Origin of the sequence: Massilia sp. IC2-477 (assembly GCF_020707265.1) — a bacterium.
Lineage (GTDB): Bacteria > Pseudomonadota > Gammaproteobacteria > Burkholderiales > Burkholderiaceae_D > Telluria.
Window position 1 is genome coordinate 1 of record NZ_JAJFEQ010000005.1, and the last position, 15350, is coordinate 15350.

A 15350-nucleotide genomic window follows, 5' to 3' on the forward strand; every position below is an offset into this window, starting at 1 on the left:
TCCTAGTATTATTTTTCCGGCATTTCAAATTAATTCACTTGCTGCCGTTGAGTCAGGTCAAACTCCATTAGGAGTGGACGCCAGATAATAAATTTACAAAACTACCTTACTTATTTTCCGAATAAAGATCCGGATAACTCCCATTACAGGAATGCGTTTGCATTCGCTATCACGGCATTTCACCCATTCCTAACCAGCAGCGGATTGCCATGTCCAATTACAGCGCCGATCTTTTCAGACAGCTTTGCGTACGAATGGTGTCGATGAGCCGCACCAGCAAGATCGCCATGATGGTCACGGCCGATTTGCTGGCATTACCGGTCTGCTTTCTGATTGCGATGATATTGCGTGGCGGCGATTTGCAGCTCGCGAAGAATTTCGGACCGGCCTCGTATGCGCTGGTGGCCGTGGTGACGATCGCCGCTTTTTCGGTATCCGATTTATACCGCGCGGTTATCCGTTTTATCGACCAGCGATTATTGAGTTTCACCGGCGCCGCACTCGCCTTTGCCATCTTGTGCGTGTATGTCGTATTAATCATCATGAACGAGCCGCGTTTCCCGCGCAGTGCGCTCGCCATTTACTGGTTCGTGGTGTTTTCCTATGTCGTCATTTCGCGCATCGGCCTGCGCAACCTGTTGCGCGCCCATGGCGGGCGGCGCTCGTCCACCTCCGACGCGGTCGCCGTCTATGGCGCTGGCGAGGCCGGGGCGCGCCTGGTGCAGGCGATGCGCCACAGCGACGAATACCGTCCGGTCTGCTTCTTCGACGACAAGCGCGCCCTGAACGAGCGCACCATCGCCGGGCTGCGCGTGTTCAACACTACCCGCTTGGCCGAACTGGTCGCGTCCCAGGGCATCCGCACCATTGTTATCGCCCTGCCCTCGGTGTCGCCGGAGCGCCTGCGCGACATCATGCAGCGCCTGGGCCAGGCCGGGGTCCCGGTCAAGATCCTGAGCCGCCTGGTCGACCTGGCCGACGACCGGCCGCCGGCGCGCGGCTCGATCCGCGAACTCAAGTTCGAGGACCTGCTGGGCCGCCCGCCGGTGCCGCCGCGGCTCGACCTGTTCGCCCGTTGCGTGCGCGGCAAGAACGTGCTCGTCACCGGCGCCGGCGGTTCCATCGGCAGCGAACTGTGCCGCCAGATCGTCACCCTCACGCCGCACGAGCTGCACCTGCTCGATCACTCCGAATACGCCCTGTATACCATTCGCCAGGAGCTGACCGCGCGCTTCCCGGGGCTGGCCATCCACGCCCACTTGGGCTCGGTCTGCAACCACGAACTGGTCGAGCGCATCCTGCGCGACGGCAAGGTCGACACCATCTACCACGCCGCCGCCTACAAGCACGTGCCCCTGGTCGAGGCCAACATCGTCGAGGGCCTGCGCAACAACGTGATCGGCGCCCAGGTGGTGGCCAGCGCCGCGGCCCGCCACCGGGTCGAGACCTGCGTGCTGATCTCCAGCGACAAGGCGGTGCGTCCGACCAACATCATGGGCGCCAGCAAGCGCATCGCCGAGCTGATCTTCCAGGCGGCCGCCGTGCGCCACGGCGCCCACACCACCTTCTGCATGGTCCGCTTCGGCAACGTGCTGGGCTCGTCCGGCTCGGTGATCCCGCTGTTCCAGCGCCAGATCGCGCGCGGCGGGCCGATGACCATCACCCACCCCGAGGTGTCGCGCTACTTCATGCTGATCGCCGAGGCGGCCCAGCTGGTGATTCAGGCCGGCGCCATGGCCAAGGGCGGCGACGTGTTCGTGCTCGACATGGGCGAGCCGGTCAAGATCGTCGACCTGGCGCGCACCATGATCGCCATGTCCGGCCTCACCGAGCGCACCCCGCAAAACCCGCGCGGCGACATCGAGATCCAGTTCGTCGGCCTGTTCCCGGGCGAAAAACTGCACGAGGAGCTGCTGACCGAGGGCACCGTCTTCCCCAGCGAGCACCCCCGCATCATGCGCATGAAGGAAAGCGCACTGCGCCCCAGCGTGCTGGAAACCTGCATCACCTGCCTGATGATGGCCTGCGAGACCCATGAGCGCGGCACCATCGAATCGATGGTCAAGGCCATTGTCGCCGAATACGTGCCCACCACCCCCGATGTCGCGCCGCCTCTCGTGGCCGACACCCAGTCCCCCAGCCTGATCAAGAAATTCGTGCCTTTCCGTATCTGACACTTCCCTTTACCGCCACTGACCGACGAGGAAACACATGCGCGACGAGAACACCTCCCCACACCTGGAGCAGCTGCTGGCCAAGCTGCGCGACCGCACCGCCGTGATCGGCATCGTGGGCCTGGGCTACGTCGGCCTGCCGCTGACCCTCTGCTACGCCGCGCAGGGTTTCAAGGTGCTCGGGATCGACATCGATACCGACAAGGTCGAGCGCCTGAACCGTGGGGAAAGCTACATCAAGCACATCGACGCCCGCGCGATCGGCGCGGCGCGCGAACTCGGCTTCGAGGCCACGGCGGACTTCACCCGCGCCGGAGAGCCGGACGCCCTGATCATCTGCGTGCCGACCCCCTTGAACGCCTTCCGCGAACCCGACCTGTCCTATGTGCTGGGCACCGTCAGCGCCCTGCTGCCCTATGTGCGCGAAGGCCAGGTGGTCTCGCTGGAAAGCACCACCTACCCCGGCACCACCGAGGAAGAATTGCGCCCGCGTCTGGAGTCACGCGGCTTTACCGTCGGGCGCGATTTGTTCCTGGTGTTCTCGCCCGAGCGCGAAGACCCGGGCAACCCCGATTTCCAGACCCGCACCATTCCCAAAGTATGCGGCGGCACCACGCCCAATTGCCTGGAAGCGGGGCTGGCCCTGTACCGGGCCGCGGTGGACCGCGTGGTGCCGGTCAGCTCGACCCGCGCCGCCGAGCTCACCAAGCTGCTGGAAAACATCCACCGCGCGGTCAACATCGGCCTGGTCAACGAAATGAAGATCATTGCCGACCGCATGGGCATCGACATCCACGAGGTCATCCGCGCCGCCGCCACCAAGCCCTTCGGCTTCACGCCCTACTACCCGGGCCCCGGCCTGGGCGGCCACTGCATCCCGATCGATCCCTTCTACCTCACCTGGAAGGCGCGCGAATACGGCGTGCACACCCGCTTCATCGAGCTGGCCGGCGAGATCAACAGCGACATGCCGCACTGGGTGATCGGCAAGGTGGCCGACGCCCTCAACGAGCGCGGCCGCTCGATCATGGGCAGCCGCGTGCTGGTGCTGGGCATCGCCTACAAGAAAGACGTCGAGGACATGCGCGAATCGCCCTCGGTGGCCCTGATGGAGATCCTGCGCCGCAAGGGCGCCACCGTCGACTACTCGGATCCGCACGTGCCGGTCTTCCCGCGCATGCGCGAACACCGCTTCGAACTCTCCAGCGTGCCCTTGAGCCCGAACGCGATCGCGTCCTATGACGTGGTGCTGGTGGCCACTGCCCACAGCGCCTTCGACTACGAGCTGGTGCGCCAGTACGCCAACTTGATCGTCGACACCCGCGGGGTCTACACGGAGCGCCTGCCGAACGTCGTCAAGGCCTGAACCACGAGAAGCGCCGCATGAGCACCCGAACCACGCCGGAGAACACGATGCGTTCCTACCCCCCTGCCATTCTCGACCGCAAGATCCGCTTTGCCCTGGTCGGCTGCGGCCGCATTGCCAAGAACCACATGAACGCCATGCGCGAGCACCACGATCGCTGCGAGCTGGTGGGTGTCTGCGATGTCGACCCGCGCGCCCTCGAAGCCGCCGCCGGCGCCACCGGCGCCCGCGCCTGGCGCAGCCTGGACCGCATGCTGGAAGAATGCGAGGCCGACGCCTTCGTGTTGTGTACCCCATCCGGGCTGCATCCGCACCAGGCGATCCAGGTGGCGCGCGCCGGCCGTCACGTCGTCACCGAAAAGCCGATGGCCACGCGCTGGGAAGACGGCAAGGCCATGGTCGCCGCCGCCGACGCGGCCGGGGTGCGCCTCTTCGTGGTCAAGCAGAACCGCCGCAACGCCACCTTGCAGCTGCTCAAGAGCGCGGTCGAGAAGAAGCGCTTCGGGCGCATCTACATGGTCAACCTGAACGTGTTCTGGACCCGGCCCGACGAGTACTACAACAGCGCAACATGGCGCGGCACCTGGGAGTTCGACGGCGGCGCCTTCATGAACCAGGCCAGCCACTACGTCGACCTGATCGACTGGATCGTCGGGCCGGTGGAAAGCCTGCAAGCCTATACGGCGACGCTGGCGCGCGACATCGAGGTCGAGGACACCGGCGTGATCAGCCTGCGCTGGCGCAACGGCGCGCTCGGCTCGATGAACGTGACGATGCTGACCTACCCGCGCAACATGGAAGGCTCGATCACCATCCTCGGCGAGCACGGCACCGCGCGCATCGGCGGGGTGGCCGTCAACGAAGTACAGCAGTGGGAATTCGCCGCACCCGACCCGGACGACGAACGCATCCGCGACGTCAGCTACCAGACCACCTCGGTGTACGGCTTCGGCCACCCGCTCTACTACGACAACGTGATCAAGGTGCTGCGCGGCGAGGCCGAGCCCGAAACCGACGGTCGCGAAGGCTTGAAGTCGCTCGAAGTGCTGGTGGCGGCCTACCGCTCGGCCCGCGACGGCAAGCGCATCGCACTGCCGCTGGAGTACTGACATGGCGATCGTCATCCATTCCAGCGCCATCGTCGACCACGGCGCCGAGCTCGGCGACGGCACCCGGGTCTGGCACTTCGCCCACGTCTGCGCCGGCGCGCGCATCGGCAGCGACTGTTCGCTGGGCCAGAACGTCTTCGTCGGCAACGACGTCGTGCTCGGCAATGGGGTCAAGGTCCAGAACAATGTCTCCATCTATGACGCCGTCAACCTGGAGGACGACGTCTTCTGCGGTCCCAGCATGGTGTTCACCAACGTCTACAACCCGCGCGCGGCCGTCACCCGCAAGCACGAATACCGGCGCACGCTGGTGCGGCGCGGCGCCACCATCGGCGCCAACGCCACCATCGTGTGCGGGGTCACCGTGGGTGAATACGCCTTCGTCGCCGCCGGCGCCGTGGTCAACCGCGACGTGCCCGCTTTCGCCCTGGTGGCCGGGGTGCCGGCGCGCCAGATCGGCTGGATCAGCCGCTTCGGCGAGCGCCTGGACCTGCCGCTGCCGGGCTCCACGCACACGTCCGAGGCGCGCTGCCCGCACACCGGCGACCTGTACGTGCTGCATGAAGGCGTCTGCCGCCTCGAGCGCGCCGCCGTCCAACCCTGACGAGGACCCCATGGATTTCATCGATCTCAGACTGCAATACCTCGCTTCGCGCGAACTGATCAACGCCCGCATCCAGGCCGTCCTCGACCACGGGCAGTACATCATGGGACCGGAAGTGGCCGAGCTGGAGGGCCGCTTGGCCGCCTTCAGCGGCGCGCGCCACTGCATCACCGTGTCCTCCGGCACCGAGGCGCTGGTGATCGCCCTGATGGCGCTCGGCGTCAAGCCGGGCGACGAAGTCATCACCACGCCGTTTTCCTTCATCGCCACCGCCGAGGCGATCGTGCTGCTGGGCGCCACGCCGGTATTCGTCGACGTGCAGCCCGATACCTGCAACCTCGACCACCACCTGCTGGAACAGCGCATCACGCCGCGCACGCGCGCCATTATTCCCGTTTCGCTGTACGGCCAGCCGGCCGACATGGACGAGATCAACGCCATCGCCGAACGCCACGGCCTGGCCGTGATCGAAGACGCCGCCCAAAGCTTCGGCGCCAGCTACCGCGGGCGCAAGAGCTGCAACCTGTCGACCATCGGCTGTACCAGTTTCTTCCCGAGCAAGCCGCTCGGCTGCTACGGCGACGGCGGCGCCCTGTTCACCAATGACGACGCCCTAGCGGCGGCCATGCGCGAAATCCGCGTGCACGGGCAATCGCGCCGCTACGTGCACACCCGCATCGGGGTCGGCGGACGCATGGACACCCTGCAATGCGCCATCGTGCTGGCCAAGCTCGAGCGCTTCGAGTGGGAGATCGAGCAGCGCCAGCGCGCCGCCGCCTGCTATGACGACCTGCTCGGCACGCTCGGGGAGGCACTCGCCCCGGTCGGCTGCCGCCCGGACCGGACCAGCGTCTACGCCCAGTACACGCTGCGGGTGCGGCCGCCCCAGCGCGAGCGGATGCAGGAAGTCCTGCATGCGGCCGGGATCCCGACCGCCGTCCATTATCCGGTCCCGATCGACCGCCAGCCCGCCTACGCGCACTGGGCCGCCCCCGGCGGCTGTCCGGTCGCCGCGCGCCTCGCCCAGGAAGTGCTGAGCCTGCCCATGGGTCCCTACCTCGACCGCGCCAGCGCGCACCGCGTGGTCCAGGCCCTGGGCCAGGGACTGGCGCAGCTGCAGGTGCAGTCCGGCGAGAAGGCCGCCTGAGCGGATCCATGATGCAGCGGCTGGACAAACGACTGCGCAGGCGGATCGCCCAGCGTCTTGGGCACAGCGCGTCCTTCTGGCGCAACGTGGCCACGGTGCTGGGCGGCGCCGTCGGCGCGCAGGCGCTGCCGCTGCTGGCCGCGCCGCTGCTCACCCGCATGTGCACCCCGGGCGAGCTCGGCGCCTACAGCGTCTGGCTCGGCATCGTTGCCATCGCCGCGATTGGCGCCACGCTGCGCATGGAAGCGGCGATGATTCTCGACCATGAGCCGGAGCGCCAGCGCGCCTGCTTCCGGGTCGTGTTCTACAGCACCACCGTCACCGCCCTCCTGCTCACCGGGCTGGCGGTGGGGGCGCGCCTGGCCGGCGTGGAAGCCGCGGGACGCCTGTCCTGGACCGCCCTGCTCACCCTGGGGGCCGGCACCTGGCTCACCGGCTGCATGCAGACCACGCTCGCTTTTGCCACCTCACACAATGCCTTCGGCAAGGCGGCGCGCGCCAAGGTCGCCACCGCCGCCGTCATCGTTGCCTCCCAGCTGGCCCTGCTGCAGGCCGGCCTGGGCGGCGTCGGCCTGGTGCTCGGCCACTTGCTCGGCACCGCCGCGGGCTTCGCCACCGCGCGCCTGCTGCTGCGTCCGCCGAAGGCGCCGATCGGCTGGCGCCTCGACGCCCAGCAGCGCGCGCACCTGGCGCGGCACCGGAAGTTCTGGCGCTACTCGCTGCCCTCGAACCTGCTCAACGGCGCGGTCAGCCAGCTGCCGCTGTTCCTGATCGGCATGCGCCACGGCGCGCTGGCCGCCGGCCTGTACGCCCTCACCCAGCGCGTGCTGGCGGCGCCGGTCTCGCTCGTTGCCTCCTCGATCCTGGAAGTCTTCAAGCGCGAATCGGTGCGCGAATTCGAAGAGCACGGCAACTGCGCGCGCGCCTATCGCCACACCTTCAAGGCGCTGGCCCTGCTGGGCGCCGGTCCCTCGCTGGTGCTCCTGCTGTTTGCGCCCTACCTGTTTGCCTGGGTGTTCGGCGCCAACTGGCGCGCTTCTGGCGAACTGGCCCAATTGATGGCCCCGCTATTCCTGTTGAACTTCATCGCCAGCCCGCTCAGCTACGTGTTTTTCGTGGCCGGGCGCCAGCAGGCCGACCTGTGGTGGCAGGTGAGCCTGTTCGCCATGACCCTCGGCGCCTTCCTGCTCCCGGGCAGCGTGGCCCAGAACGTGCTGTGCTACACGATCGGGTACTGCATCCTCTACCTGGTCTACCTGCACATGTCCTGGCAGTGTTCGCGCAACGTCCTGGCGGCCGCATGACAACCCGGCACACGCCTGAAGTCCAGCTGCGCGGCCGCGAAGGGCGTGACCAGCTGGTGCTGGTCGCCTGCTTCTTCATGCTGTTTCCCGGCTTTTTCTTCTACCACAGCCTGCTCGGCACGGGCACCACCGGCGCGTTCCTGGGAGGCTATTTCGCCCCGGTGGCGGTGGCCTTCGCCCTGCCCGTAGGCCTGGTCTACCTGGCCCGCATGCGGCGCGACCCGCGCCGGCTGACCATGGTCGACCTGCATTACGGCCTGTTCTTCGCCTATTTCCTCACCGTGGTGGCGGTCAACGGCGCCGTCGGCGCCAACCGCACCATCGTGACCAACCACATCCTGGCCGTGCTGTTCATGGTGCTGGTCTACATCCAGTTCAGCTTCATCGACTTCGACAGCCGGCGCTTCCGCGTCGTCGGCCTGCTCAGCCTCGCGGCAATGTCCACCATCGCCTTCGCCAACTCGGTCGACGGGGTGTTCTACCTGGGCTCGCTCGGCATGGCCAAGGATGCCGACGCACTCGCCACCTACCAGGGTTTTTCGCGCTCCTACCTGTTCACCTACCTGGCGATCGTCAGTTTCACCCGCACGCTGCCGCTGCGCCTGGTGCTGCATGCGCTGGGCGCGGCCACGCTGTTCGTCAACACGGCCCGTAGCGAATTCGTGGCCCTGCTGTTCGCCATCCCCGTTATCGAGTTCTATTACTCGCGCCACAAACTGTATTTCCTGCTGGCGGCCGCCATGCTGGCAGTCCTGGTGTCCATGTATTTCGACCAGATCCTGGCGGCCTTGCCCGCCAACCGCATCCTCGAACTGCTCGACCTGTCGCACTCGACCTCGGCCAACAAGCGCCACCAGCTCACGGTGCACGCCTGGCAGACCGTTGCCGCCCACCCGCTGTTTGGCGACTACGCCAGCTACAAGCCGGGCTATTACTCGCACAACGTGCTGTCGGCCTGGGTCGACCTCGGGTTGTTCGGCATGATCTACCTGGCGGCGCTGGCGGTGCTGCCGATCACCCCGATGTTCATCCACGAATACTTCGCCGCCCGCGAACGCGGCCTGTTCATGTGCGCGTTTGCCTTTGCCTGCGTCACCGTCCTGCTGCTGCTGACATCCCATTACTTCACCGACATGCTGCTCAGCGCCACCCTCGGCGCCTGCGCACGCTACTCCTACGAGAGGAAACATGGCCCGCATCGCGCACCTCAGCTCGGCACATCCGCGCTTCGATACACGGATTTTCGTGAAGCAGTGCCGCAGCCTCGCCAGCCACGGGCATGAGGTGGCCCTGGTGGTGGCCGACGGCCTGGGCGAGGCGCGCTGCGACGGCATCCGCATCGTCGACGTCGGCCGCCCGTCCGGCCGGCGCGAGCGCATGCTGCGCACCACCGGCCGCGTGGGCCGCGCGGCGCTGGCGCTGGACGCCGACGTCTACCAGCTGCACGACCCCGAACTGATCCCGGTCGGCCTGCTCCTGGCCCTGGCCGGCCGCCGGGTGGTGTTCGACGCCCACGAAGACGTTCCTTCCCAGCTGCTCGACAAGCCCTACCTGTCGCCGCGCAGCGCGCGCGTGGTATCGCGTGCCTATGCGGCGCTCGAACGGCTGGCCCTGCGCCGCTTCGATGGGGTGCTGGCCGCCACGCCCCTGATCCGCGAGCGCCTGGCCGCCTTCAACCCGTTGACCGTGGACATCAACAATTTCCCGCGCGCCGAGGAGTTCACGCAGGCACCGGATAAGGCAGCCGACGCCGGCGTGCGCAACAGCTTCTGCTACGTCGGCAGCATCTCGGCCATCCGCGGCGTGCGCGAACTGGTCGCGGCATGCGCGCTGCTGCGCACGCCGGCCCGGCTGGCGCTGGCCGGCGGCTTCGCCGAAACGGAGCTGGAAACGCAGGTCCGGCGTCTTCCGGGCTGGAACCGCGTCGACGCCCTGGGCCACCTCGACCGCAGCGGCGTGGCCGGAGTGATGGAACGGGCCTTCGCCGGCCTGGTCACGCTGCTGCCGACCGCCAGCTACCGGGAAGCCCTGCCGGTCAAGATGTTCGAGTACATGGCGGCCGGCATTCCCGTGATCGCCTCGGACTTTCCCCTGTGGCGCGAGATCGTCGAGGGCAGCCGCTGCGGCCTGTGCGTGGATCCGCACGACCCGGCCGCGATTGCCGCCGCCATCGACCATCTGGCAAGCCACCCCGGCCTGGCGCGCGAGATGGGCGCCAACGGCCGCCGCGCCGTCTTCGAACGCTACAACTGGGATCGCGAAGCGGACAAGCTGAACGCCTTCTATGCCGACTTGCTGACGCCGCGGCCGACACGCAGCCGCTTTTCGGGAAAAGGCGCTTTTCCGGCCCGTTCGATGCGATCGACCGATTGAATGCACAGGTCCGGCTTTACGTTAGTTCAAAAGGAATCGGGGCCATCCGCCGTATTGTCTAGTTATTAAAGAATGTTGAGATCGACTATGTTCCTGCAACATTACAATACGTTTCTTGAGGTAATGAAATTGCCGCGTGCCCGGCTCAATTTCTCGCAGCGTATCGATCCGGACGATATCCAGGCCACTTACCGCAATTACACGAAACCGCATCCGCGTTTCAAGATCATCCGCCATAAAACCATTGGCGCGGCGCTGATCGATCTCGCCCAATTTCCCCACCGCGAAGCCTACCTGGAACATATCAAGGGAAAGAACCACGGCGGCTACCACGCCAGGCGCGCGCGCAGCCGCGGTTATGTCGTGCGCGACATCGATCGCAATGCCTATGTCGACGATATCCACGATATCAACACCAGCCTCGACACGCGCCAGGGTCGGCCCCTAGACCGGAAATATTTTGAAAAACAGGAACGCTTCGACAATCAAGATCATTTCCGCTATTGGGGCGTATTGAATGCGCAGGGAAAACTCGTCGCTTATGCCACCCTCGGCATTTACGGGAATTTCGCTTCCTTTTCCCAAATGATGGGAATCCGGAATAACGACGGCATCATGCATCTGCTGCTCAGCGAAGCGGTATGCCAGCTGATCGACGCCGGCCAGGTGCGCTACATCATGTACGACACCTTCTTCGGGGCCCAGCCTGGCCTGCGCCACTTCAAGACCATCCTGGGCTTTCGCCCCTACCGCGCCAGCTATACGCTGCAATAAACGCCATGCTCAACCGTGTCTATGCCGATTACCTGATGCCGAGCCGCCTCGGCGAATACGAGGCCCTGGTACGCAAGGTGGCCGCCGCCGGCTATACCCAACTGTCGGTGCGCGACTTCTTCCGCCAGGTCCGGCGCAGCGGCTGCGCGCCCGGTGGACCGCTGGGGCGCAGCTTCGTGCACCGCCACGACATCGACAGCGACCTGCGCACTGCCAGGAAGATGTTCGAGATCGAAACGCGCCACGGCGTCCGTGCCAGCTACTACTTCCGCCTCAGCACGCTCGATTTCGGCTTCATGCGCGAGATCGAAGCGGCCGGCAGCGAAGCAAGCTACCACTACGAAGAAGTAGCCGATTTCGCCAAGCGCCACCGCCTGCGCAGCGCCGACGCGGTGCGCGCGCGCTTTCCCGAGATCCGCGAACAGTTCGCCCGCAACGTCGCCCGCATCGTCGACGGCCTCGGTCTTCCACTCACCACGGTGGCCAGCCACGGCGATTTTGCCAACCGCCGCCTGAAGGTGATCAACCACGAGCTGCTGCGCGACGATGCGCTGCGGCGGCGCTGCGGGATCGAATGCGAATCCTACGACGCCGAGCTGCTGCGCTGCTTCGACATCTACATCAGCGACCGCAAATATCCGGTCTATTACTACCCGCTGTCCCCATTCGACGCACTGGGAGAATACCGGCACATCTGCCTGCTAACCCACCCGGTGCAGTGGGAAACCAACTGGGTCGAGAGCACGCGCTGCAACGTGCGCCGCCTGGTCGAAGAAGTGGCCTGGCGCGCATAGCGCCGCCGCGCACAGTCCGCACAATCATGAACATCCTCCTGATCAACCACTACGCCGGATCGGTCCACCACGGCATGGAGTACCGGCCCTACTACCTCGCGCGCGAGTGGGTGCGGCTCGGACACCGGGTCCGCATCGTCGCTGCCAGCCATGCGCACGTGCGCACGCGCCAGCCCGCGCTGGCCGGCCGCAGCCGGCGCGACGAAAACATCGACGGCATCGACTACACCTGGTTCGCCACTCCGCCCTACCGCGGCAATGACCTGGCGCGGGTGCGCAACATGGGTGCCTTTGTCCTGCGCCTGTGGGTCGAAGCGCGCCGGCTGACGCGCGAGTTTGCCCCGGATGTCGTGATCGCCTCGAGCACCTATCCGCTCGACATCTGGCCGGCACACCGCATTGCGCGCCTGGCCGGAGCGCGCCTGCTGCACGAGGTGCACGACCTGTGGCCGCTGTCGCCAATGGAACTGGGCGGCTTCTCGCGCCGCCACCCTTTCATTCGCCTGTTGCAGGCGGCCGAGGATTACGCCTGCCGCCATGCCGACACGATCGTCTCGATCCTGCCCAAGGTGCGCGAGCACCTCGAAGCGCGCGGCATGGCGCCGCACAAGCTGCACCTGATCCCGAACGGCCTCGATCCGGCCGAGTGGCTGGCCGCGCCGCCGGCCCTGCCCGAGGCGCTCGACGCCCTGCTGTCCGGCCTGCGCGCCCAGGGCCTGGCGGTGGTCGGCTACGCCGGCAGCCACGGCCTGGCCAACGCCCTCGACACCCTGCTCGAAGCCGCCAGTCTCATGAAGAACCAGCCGCTCGCCTTCGTGCTGGTGGGCGACGGCCCGGAAAAGCCGCGGCTGGAGCGGCGTGCGCGCGAGCTGGGCCTGGCGCGCGTGCACTTCGTGGCGCCGGTGGCCAAGGTCCAGATCCCGGCCCTGATGGCGCGCCTGGACATCGCCTACCTCGGCTGGCAGCGCCAGCCCCTGTACCGCTTCGGCATCGCGCCCAACAAGCTGCTCGACTACATGATGGGCGGCTGCCCGGTGCTGCACGCGGTGGAAGCCGGCAACGATCCGGTGCGCGAAGCCGGCTGCGGCATCACAGTAGCGCCGGAAGACCCGGCCGCCGTCGCCCGCGGCCTGGCGGCGCTGCTGGCCATGAGCCGCGCCGAGCGCCGCGCGCTCGGCGAGCGCGGGCGCGCCCACGCCCTTGCCAACCTCACCTACCCCGTCCTCGGACGACGTTTCCTGACCACTTTCGCACACGAGGTTCCCCATGGCTGAACAGGCACAGGCACAGGCTCAGGCAAAAACACAAACAGCGCCGAGCGCCGATCCGCTCGACGATCTTCCTTCGCGCTTCCTGCCCTTCGCGCTGCCCGACATCGGCGACGAAGAAATCCGCGCCGTCGAAACCTGCCTGCGGTCCGGCTGGGTGACCACCGGCCCGACCACGCGCCGCTTCGAGCAGGATTTCCGCGCCTACCTGGGCGGCGACGTCGAGGCGATCGCCGTCAACTCCGCCACCGCCGGCCTGCACCTGGCGCTGGAAAGCGTGGGCATCGGCCCGGGCGACGAAGTCATCGTGCCGACCATGACCTTCACCGCCACCGCCGAGGTGGTGCGCTACCTTGGCGCACGGCCGGTGTTCGTTGACATCGATCCCGCAACGCTCAATATCTCGCCGGCGGCGGTGGCGGCGGCGATCACGCCGCGCACCCGCGCCATCATGCCGGTCCACTACGCGGGCCTCGCCTGCGACATGGACGCGATATTGGCGCTGGCCGCGCGCCACGGCCTGCGCGTGATCGACGACGCCGCGCACGCCTTTCCCACCCGCCTGGACGGCAAGCTGGTGGGCACCCTGGGCAGCGACATCACCGTCTTCAGCTTCTACGCCAACAAAACCATGACCACCGGCGAAGGCGGCATGATCGTCACGCGCGACCCGGAACTGGCCGCGCGCATGCGCTGCATGCGCCTTCACGGGATCAGCCGCGACGCCTTCGACCGCTACACCTCGCGCGTGCCGGCCTGGTACTACGAAGTGATCGCGGCCGGCTTCAAGTACAACCTGACCGACATCGCCGCGGCGATCGGGATCGAGCAGCTGCGCAAGATCGACCGCTTCCAGCAGCGCCGCAGCTGGCTGGCGCAGCGCTACGACGAAGGCCTGGCCGGACTGCCCTTGCTGCTGCCGGTCCATCCGGAACTGGGCAGCACCCACGCCTGGCACCTGTACGTGGTGCGCCTGAGCGAAGGCGCGCCGATCGGGCGCGACGAGCTGATCAATGCCCTGGCCGAGCGCGGCATCGGCACCAGCGTGCACTTCATTCCACTGCACCGCCAGCCCTACTGGCGCGACAGCTGCGGCCTGAATCCCGAAGCCTTCCCGGTGGCCGAGGCCAGCTTCGAGGCGATGCTGACCCTGCCTCTGTACACGCGCATGCGCGACTCCGACCTCGACCGCGTGGTCGCGGCCCTGCACGAGCTGCTGTCATGAGCAAGCGCGCCTTCGACCTGCTGGGCGCGACGCTGGGACTGGTGCTGCTGGCGCCGCTGCTGATCTTGATCGCGCTCTGGATCAGGCTCGATTCGCGCGGCCCGGTGCTGTACCGCCAGCAGCGCGTCGGGCGCGGCGGCCAGCTGTTCACGATCTACAAGTTCCGTACCATGGCGCAGCGCCAGGTCGACGGTCCCGAGCTGACGGTCGGCGCCGATCCGCGCGTGACCCGTGCCGGACGCTTCCTGCGCCACTACAAGCTGGACGAACTGCCCCAGCTGTGGAACGTCATGGAAGGCAGCATGAGCCTGGTCGGTCCGCGTCCGGAGGTGCCGCGCTACGTCGACTGCTACCCGCTGGAGCAGCGGCGCCTGGTGCTGTCGGTCGCGCCCGGCATCACCGACTGGGCTGCGATCCGCTACAAGGACGAGAACGCAGTCCTGGCGCGCGCGGCCGATCCCGAGCGTGCCTACGTGGAGTCGGTCCTGCCGGTCAAGCTCGACTACTACGTGCGCTACGTCAGGGAGCGTACGTTCTGGGGCGACATCCGCATCCTGGCGCACACCCTCGCTGCAATCGTGCGCTGAGCGGCGGCTTACACCATGCGTCTCCTGCATCTGGGCGACCTCGAGCTGACCCTGCCACTGGCCGTGGCGGCCGGCGGCTGGCTGCTTGCCGCACGCGCCTGGCGCGCGGCCGGTGCCTGGGCCCTGCTGTACGCGGGCGCCATGGCCCTGGTCGGCGGCAGCAAGGTTGCCTACCTTGGCTGGGGCACGGACATTGGCGCCCTCGATTTCAAGGCCTTCAGCGGCCATGCCGCCGGCGTGACGGCCGTGTACCCGGTGCTCGGCTACCTGCTATGCCGGCCGATCGGGCGCGCCTGGGGGCTGGGCGCCGCGGGCGGCGGATTGGCCCTCGGCCTGGTGCTTGCCGTCGCGCTGGTCGGGCAAGGCGAACATGCGGTGGCGGAAGCGGCCACCGGCTGGCTGCTTGGCGCCGGCGCCAGCCTCGGCACCCTGTACCAGCTTGAATCGCGCGGCGTTGCGCCCGGGCCGGCCTCCGCTGCCTGCGCGGTCGCACTCTTTCTCGTAGCGGCGCTGTTGATGCAATCGGCGCATGTCGGCTACTGGATGATCAGGCTCGCGCTCGCGCTGTCGGGCAATGCACGTCCATTTTCCTGGGACACATGCTAGCGTCTATTTACCAATGGAG

At 67.0% G+C, this 15350-nt stretch carries 15 protein-coding genes; 14 read left to right on the top strand and 1 reads right to left on the bottom strand.

Annotated features, from left to right (window positions below; all coding sequences use genetic code 11):
• Positions 1-217: 217 nt before the first annotated feature.
• Positions 218-580, bottom strand: coding sequence for a hypothetical protein (locus tag LK542_RS24940; RefSeq protein ID WP_373889532.1), 363 nt, complete (start codon positions 578-580; stop codon positions 218-220).
• Here LK542_RS24940 and LK542_RS11210 point away from each other — a divergent pair.
• From LK542_RS11210 to LK542_RS11275, 14 genes are all read left to right on the top strand, one after another.
• Positions 543-2174, top strand: coding sequence for a polysaccharide biosynthesis protein (locus tag LK542_RS11210; protein WP_374040135.1), 1632 nt, complete (start codon positions 543-545; stop codon positions 2172-2174). The genes LK542_RS24940 and LK542_RS11210 overlap by 38 nt on opposite strands.
• A 37-nt stretch (positions 2175-2211) precedes the next feature.
• Positions 2212-3540, top strand: coding sequence for a nucleotide sugar dehydrogenase (locus tag LK542_RS11215; RefSeq protein WP_227811972.1), 1329 nt, complete (start codon positions 2212-2214; stop codon positions 3538-3540).
• Between the two features lie 47 nt (positions 3541-3587).
• Positions 3588-4649, top strand: coding sequence for a Gfo/Idh/MocA family protein (locus tag LK542_RS11220; RefSeq protein WP_227812253.1), 1062 nt, complete (start codon positions 3588-3590; stop codon positions 4647-4649).
• A 1-nt stretch (position 4650) separates the two neighbouring features.
• Complete coding sequence (locus tag LK542_RS11225) at positions 4651-5253, top strand: acyltransferase (protein ID WP_227811973.1); 603 nt, start codon at positions 4651-4653, stop codon at positions 5251-5253.
• A gap of 10 nt (positions 5254-5263) precedes the next feature.
• Positions 5264-6400 carry a DegT/DnrJ/EryC1/StrS aminotransferase family protein gene (locus LK542_RS11230; protein WP_227811974.1) on the top strand — a complete coding sequence of 379 codons (1137 nt, stop codon included), beginning with the start codon at positions 5264-5266 and terminating at the stop codon, positions 6398-6400.
• Positions 6401-6408: 8 nt separating this feature from the next.
• The gene (locus LK542_RS11235) at positions 6409-7704 is read left to right on the top strand and encodes a lipopolysaccharide biosynthesis protein (protein WP_227800936.1); all 1296 of its coding nucleotides are present in this window, start codon (positions 6409-6411) and stop codon (positions 7702-7704) included.
• Positions 7701-8987, top strand: coding sequence for a hypothetical protein (locus LK542_RS11240; protein ID WP_227811975.1), 1287 nt, complete (start codon positions 7701-7703; stop codon positions 8985-8987). The genes LK542_RS11235 and LK542_RS11240 overlap by 4 nt, the downstream gene beginning before the upstream one ends.
• Positions 8950-10077 carry a glycosyltransferase gene (locus tag LK542_RS11245; RefSeq protein ID WP_227811976.1) on the top strand — a complete coding sequence of 376 codons (1128 nt, stop codon included), beginning with the start codon at positions 8950-8952 and terminating at the stop codon, positions 10075-10077. Before LK542_RS11240 ends, LK542_RS11245 begins: the two co-directional genes overlap by 38 nt.
• Before the next feature lie 87 nt (positions 10078-10164).
• Positions 10165-10851, top strand: a complete 687-nt coding sequence (locus LK542_RS11250; RefSeq protein ID WP_227811977.1) for a hypothetical protein — start codon at positions 10165-10167, stop codon at positions 10849-10851.
• Positions 10852-10856: 5 nt separating this feature from the next.
• A complete protein-coding gene (locus tag LK542_RS11255) occupies positions 10857-11645 on the top strand; it encodes a hypothetical protein (RefSeq protein ID WP_227811978.1) in 789 nt (262 codons plus the stop codon).
• 26 nt (positions 11646-11671) lie between these two features.
• A complete protein-coding gene (locus tag LK542_RS11260; RefSeq protein ID WP_227811979.1) occupies positions 11672-12919 on the top strand; it encodes a glycosyltransferase family 4 protein in 1248 nt (415 codons plus the stop codon).
• Positions 12912-14138, top strand: coding sequence for a DegT/DnrJ/EryC1/StrS aminotransferase family protein (locus LK542_RS11265; protein ID WP_227811980.1), 1227 nt, complete (start codon positions 12912-12914; stop codon positions 14136-14138). Before LK542_RS11260 ends, LK542_RS11265 begins: the two co-directional genes overlap by 8 nt.
• Positions 14135-14725, top strand: a complete 591-nt coding sequence (locus LK542_RS11270; protein WP_227811981.1) for a sugar transferase — start codon at positions 14135-14137, stop codon at positions 14723-14725. Before LK542_RS11265 ends, LK542_RS11270 begins: the two co-directional genes overlap by 4 nt.
• Positions 14726-14740: 15 nt before the next feature.
• Positions 14741-15331 carry a hypothetical protein gene (locus LK542_RS11275; protein WP_227811982.1) on the top strand — a complete coding sequence of 197 codons (591 nt, stop codon included), beginning with the start codon at positions 14741-14743 and terminating at the stop codon, positions 15329-15331.
• Positions 15332-15350: the final 19 nt, after the last annotated feature.

What these genes read in the sequence shown, in the direction of transcription:
- LK542_RS11215 (WP_227811972.1), top strand. Translation starts at nt 2,212, where the DNA reads ATGCGCGACGAGAACACCTCCCCACACCTGGAGCAGCTGCTGGCCAAG.
- LK542_RS11210 (WP_374040135.1), top strand. Translation starts at nt 543, where the DNA reads ATGAACGAGCCGCGTTTCCCGCGCAGTGCGCTCGCCATTTACTGGTTC.
- LK542_RS11225 (WP_227811973.1), top strand. Translation starts at nt 4,651, where the DNA reads ATGGCGATCGTCATCCATTCCAGCGCCATCGTCGACCACGGCGCCGAG.
- LK542_RS11250 (WP_227811977.1), top strand. Translation starts at nt 10,165, where the DNA reads ATGTTCCTGCAACATTACAATACGTTTCTTGAGGTAATGAAATTGCCG.
- LK542_RS24940 (WP_373889532.1), bottom strand. Translation starts at nt 580, where the DNA reads ATGGCGAGCGCACTGCGCGGGAAACGCGGCTCGTTCATGATGATTAAT.
- LK542_RS11240 (WP_227811975.1), top strand. Translation starts at nt 7,701, where the DNA reads ATGACAACCCGGCACACGCCTGAAGTCCAGCTGCGCGGCCGCGAAGGG.
- LK542_RS11265 (WP_227811980.1), top strand. Translation starts at nt 12,912, where the DNA reads ATGGCTGAACAGGCACAGGCACAGGCTCAGGCAAAAACACAAACAGCG.
- LK542_RS11270 (WP_227811981.1), top strand. Translation starts at nt 14,135, where the DNA reads ATGAGCAAGCGCGCCTTCGACCTGCTGGGCGCGACGCTGGGACTGGTG.
- LK542_RS11275 (WP_227811982.1), top strand. Translation starts at nt 14,741, where the DNA reads ATGCGTCTCCTGCATCTGGGCGACCTCGAGCTGACCCTGCCACTGGCC.
- LK542_RS11235 (WP_227800936.1), top strand. Translation starts at nt 6,409, where the DNA reads ATGATGCAGCGGCTGGACAAACGACTGCGCAGGCGGATCGCCCAGCGT.
- LK542_RS11230 (WP_227811974.1), top strand. Translation starts at nt 5,264, where the DNA reads ATGGATTTCATCGATCTCAGACTGCAATACCTCGCTTCGCGCGAACTG.
- LK542_RS11255 (WP_227811978.1), top strand. Translation starts at nt 10,857, where the DNA reads ATGCTCAACCGTGTCTATGCCGATTACCTGATGCCGAGCCGCCTCGGC.
- LK542_RS11220 (WP_227812253.1), top strand. Translation starts at nt 3,588, where the DNA reads ATGCGTTCCTACCCCCCTGCCATTCTCGACCGCAAGATCCGCTTTGCC.
- LK542_RS11260 (WP_227811979.1), top strand. Translation starts at nt 11,672, where the DNA reads ATGAACATCCTCCTGATCAACCACTACGCCGGATCGGTCCACCACGGC.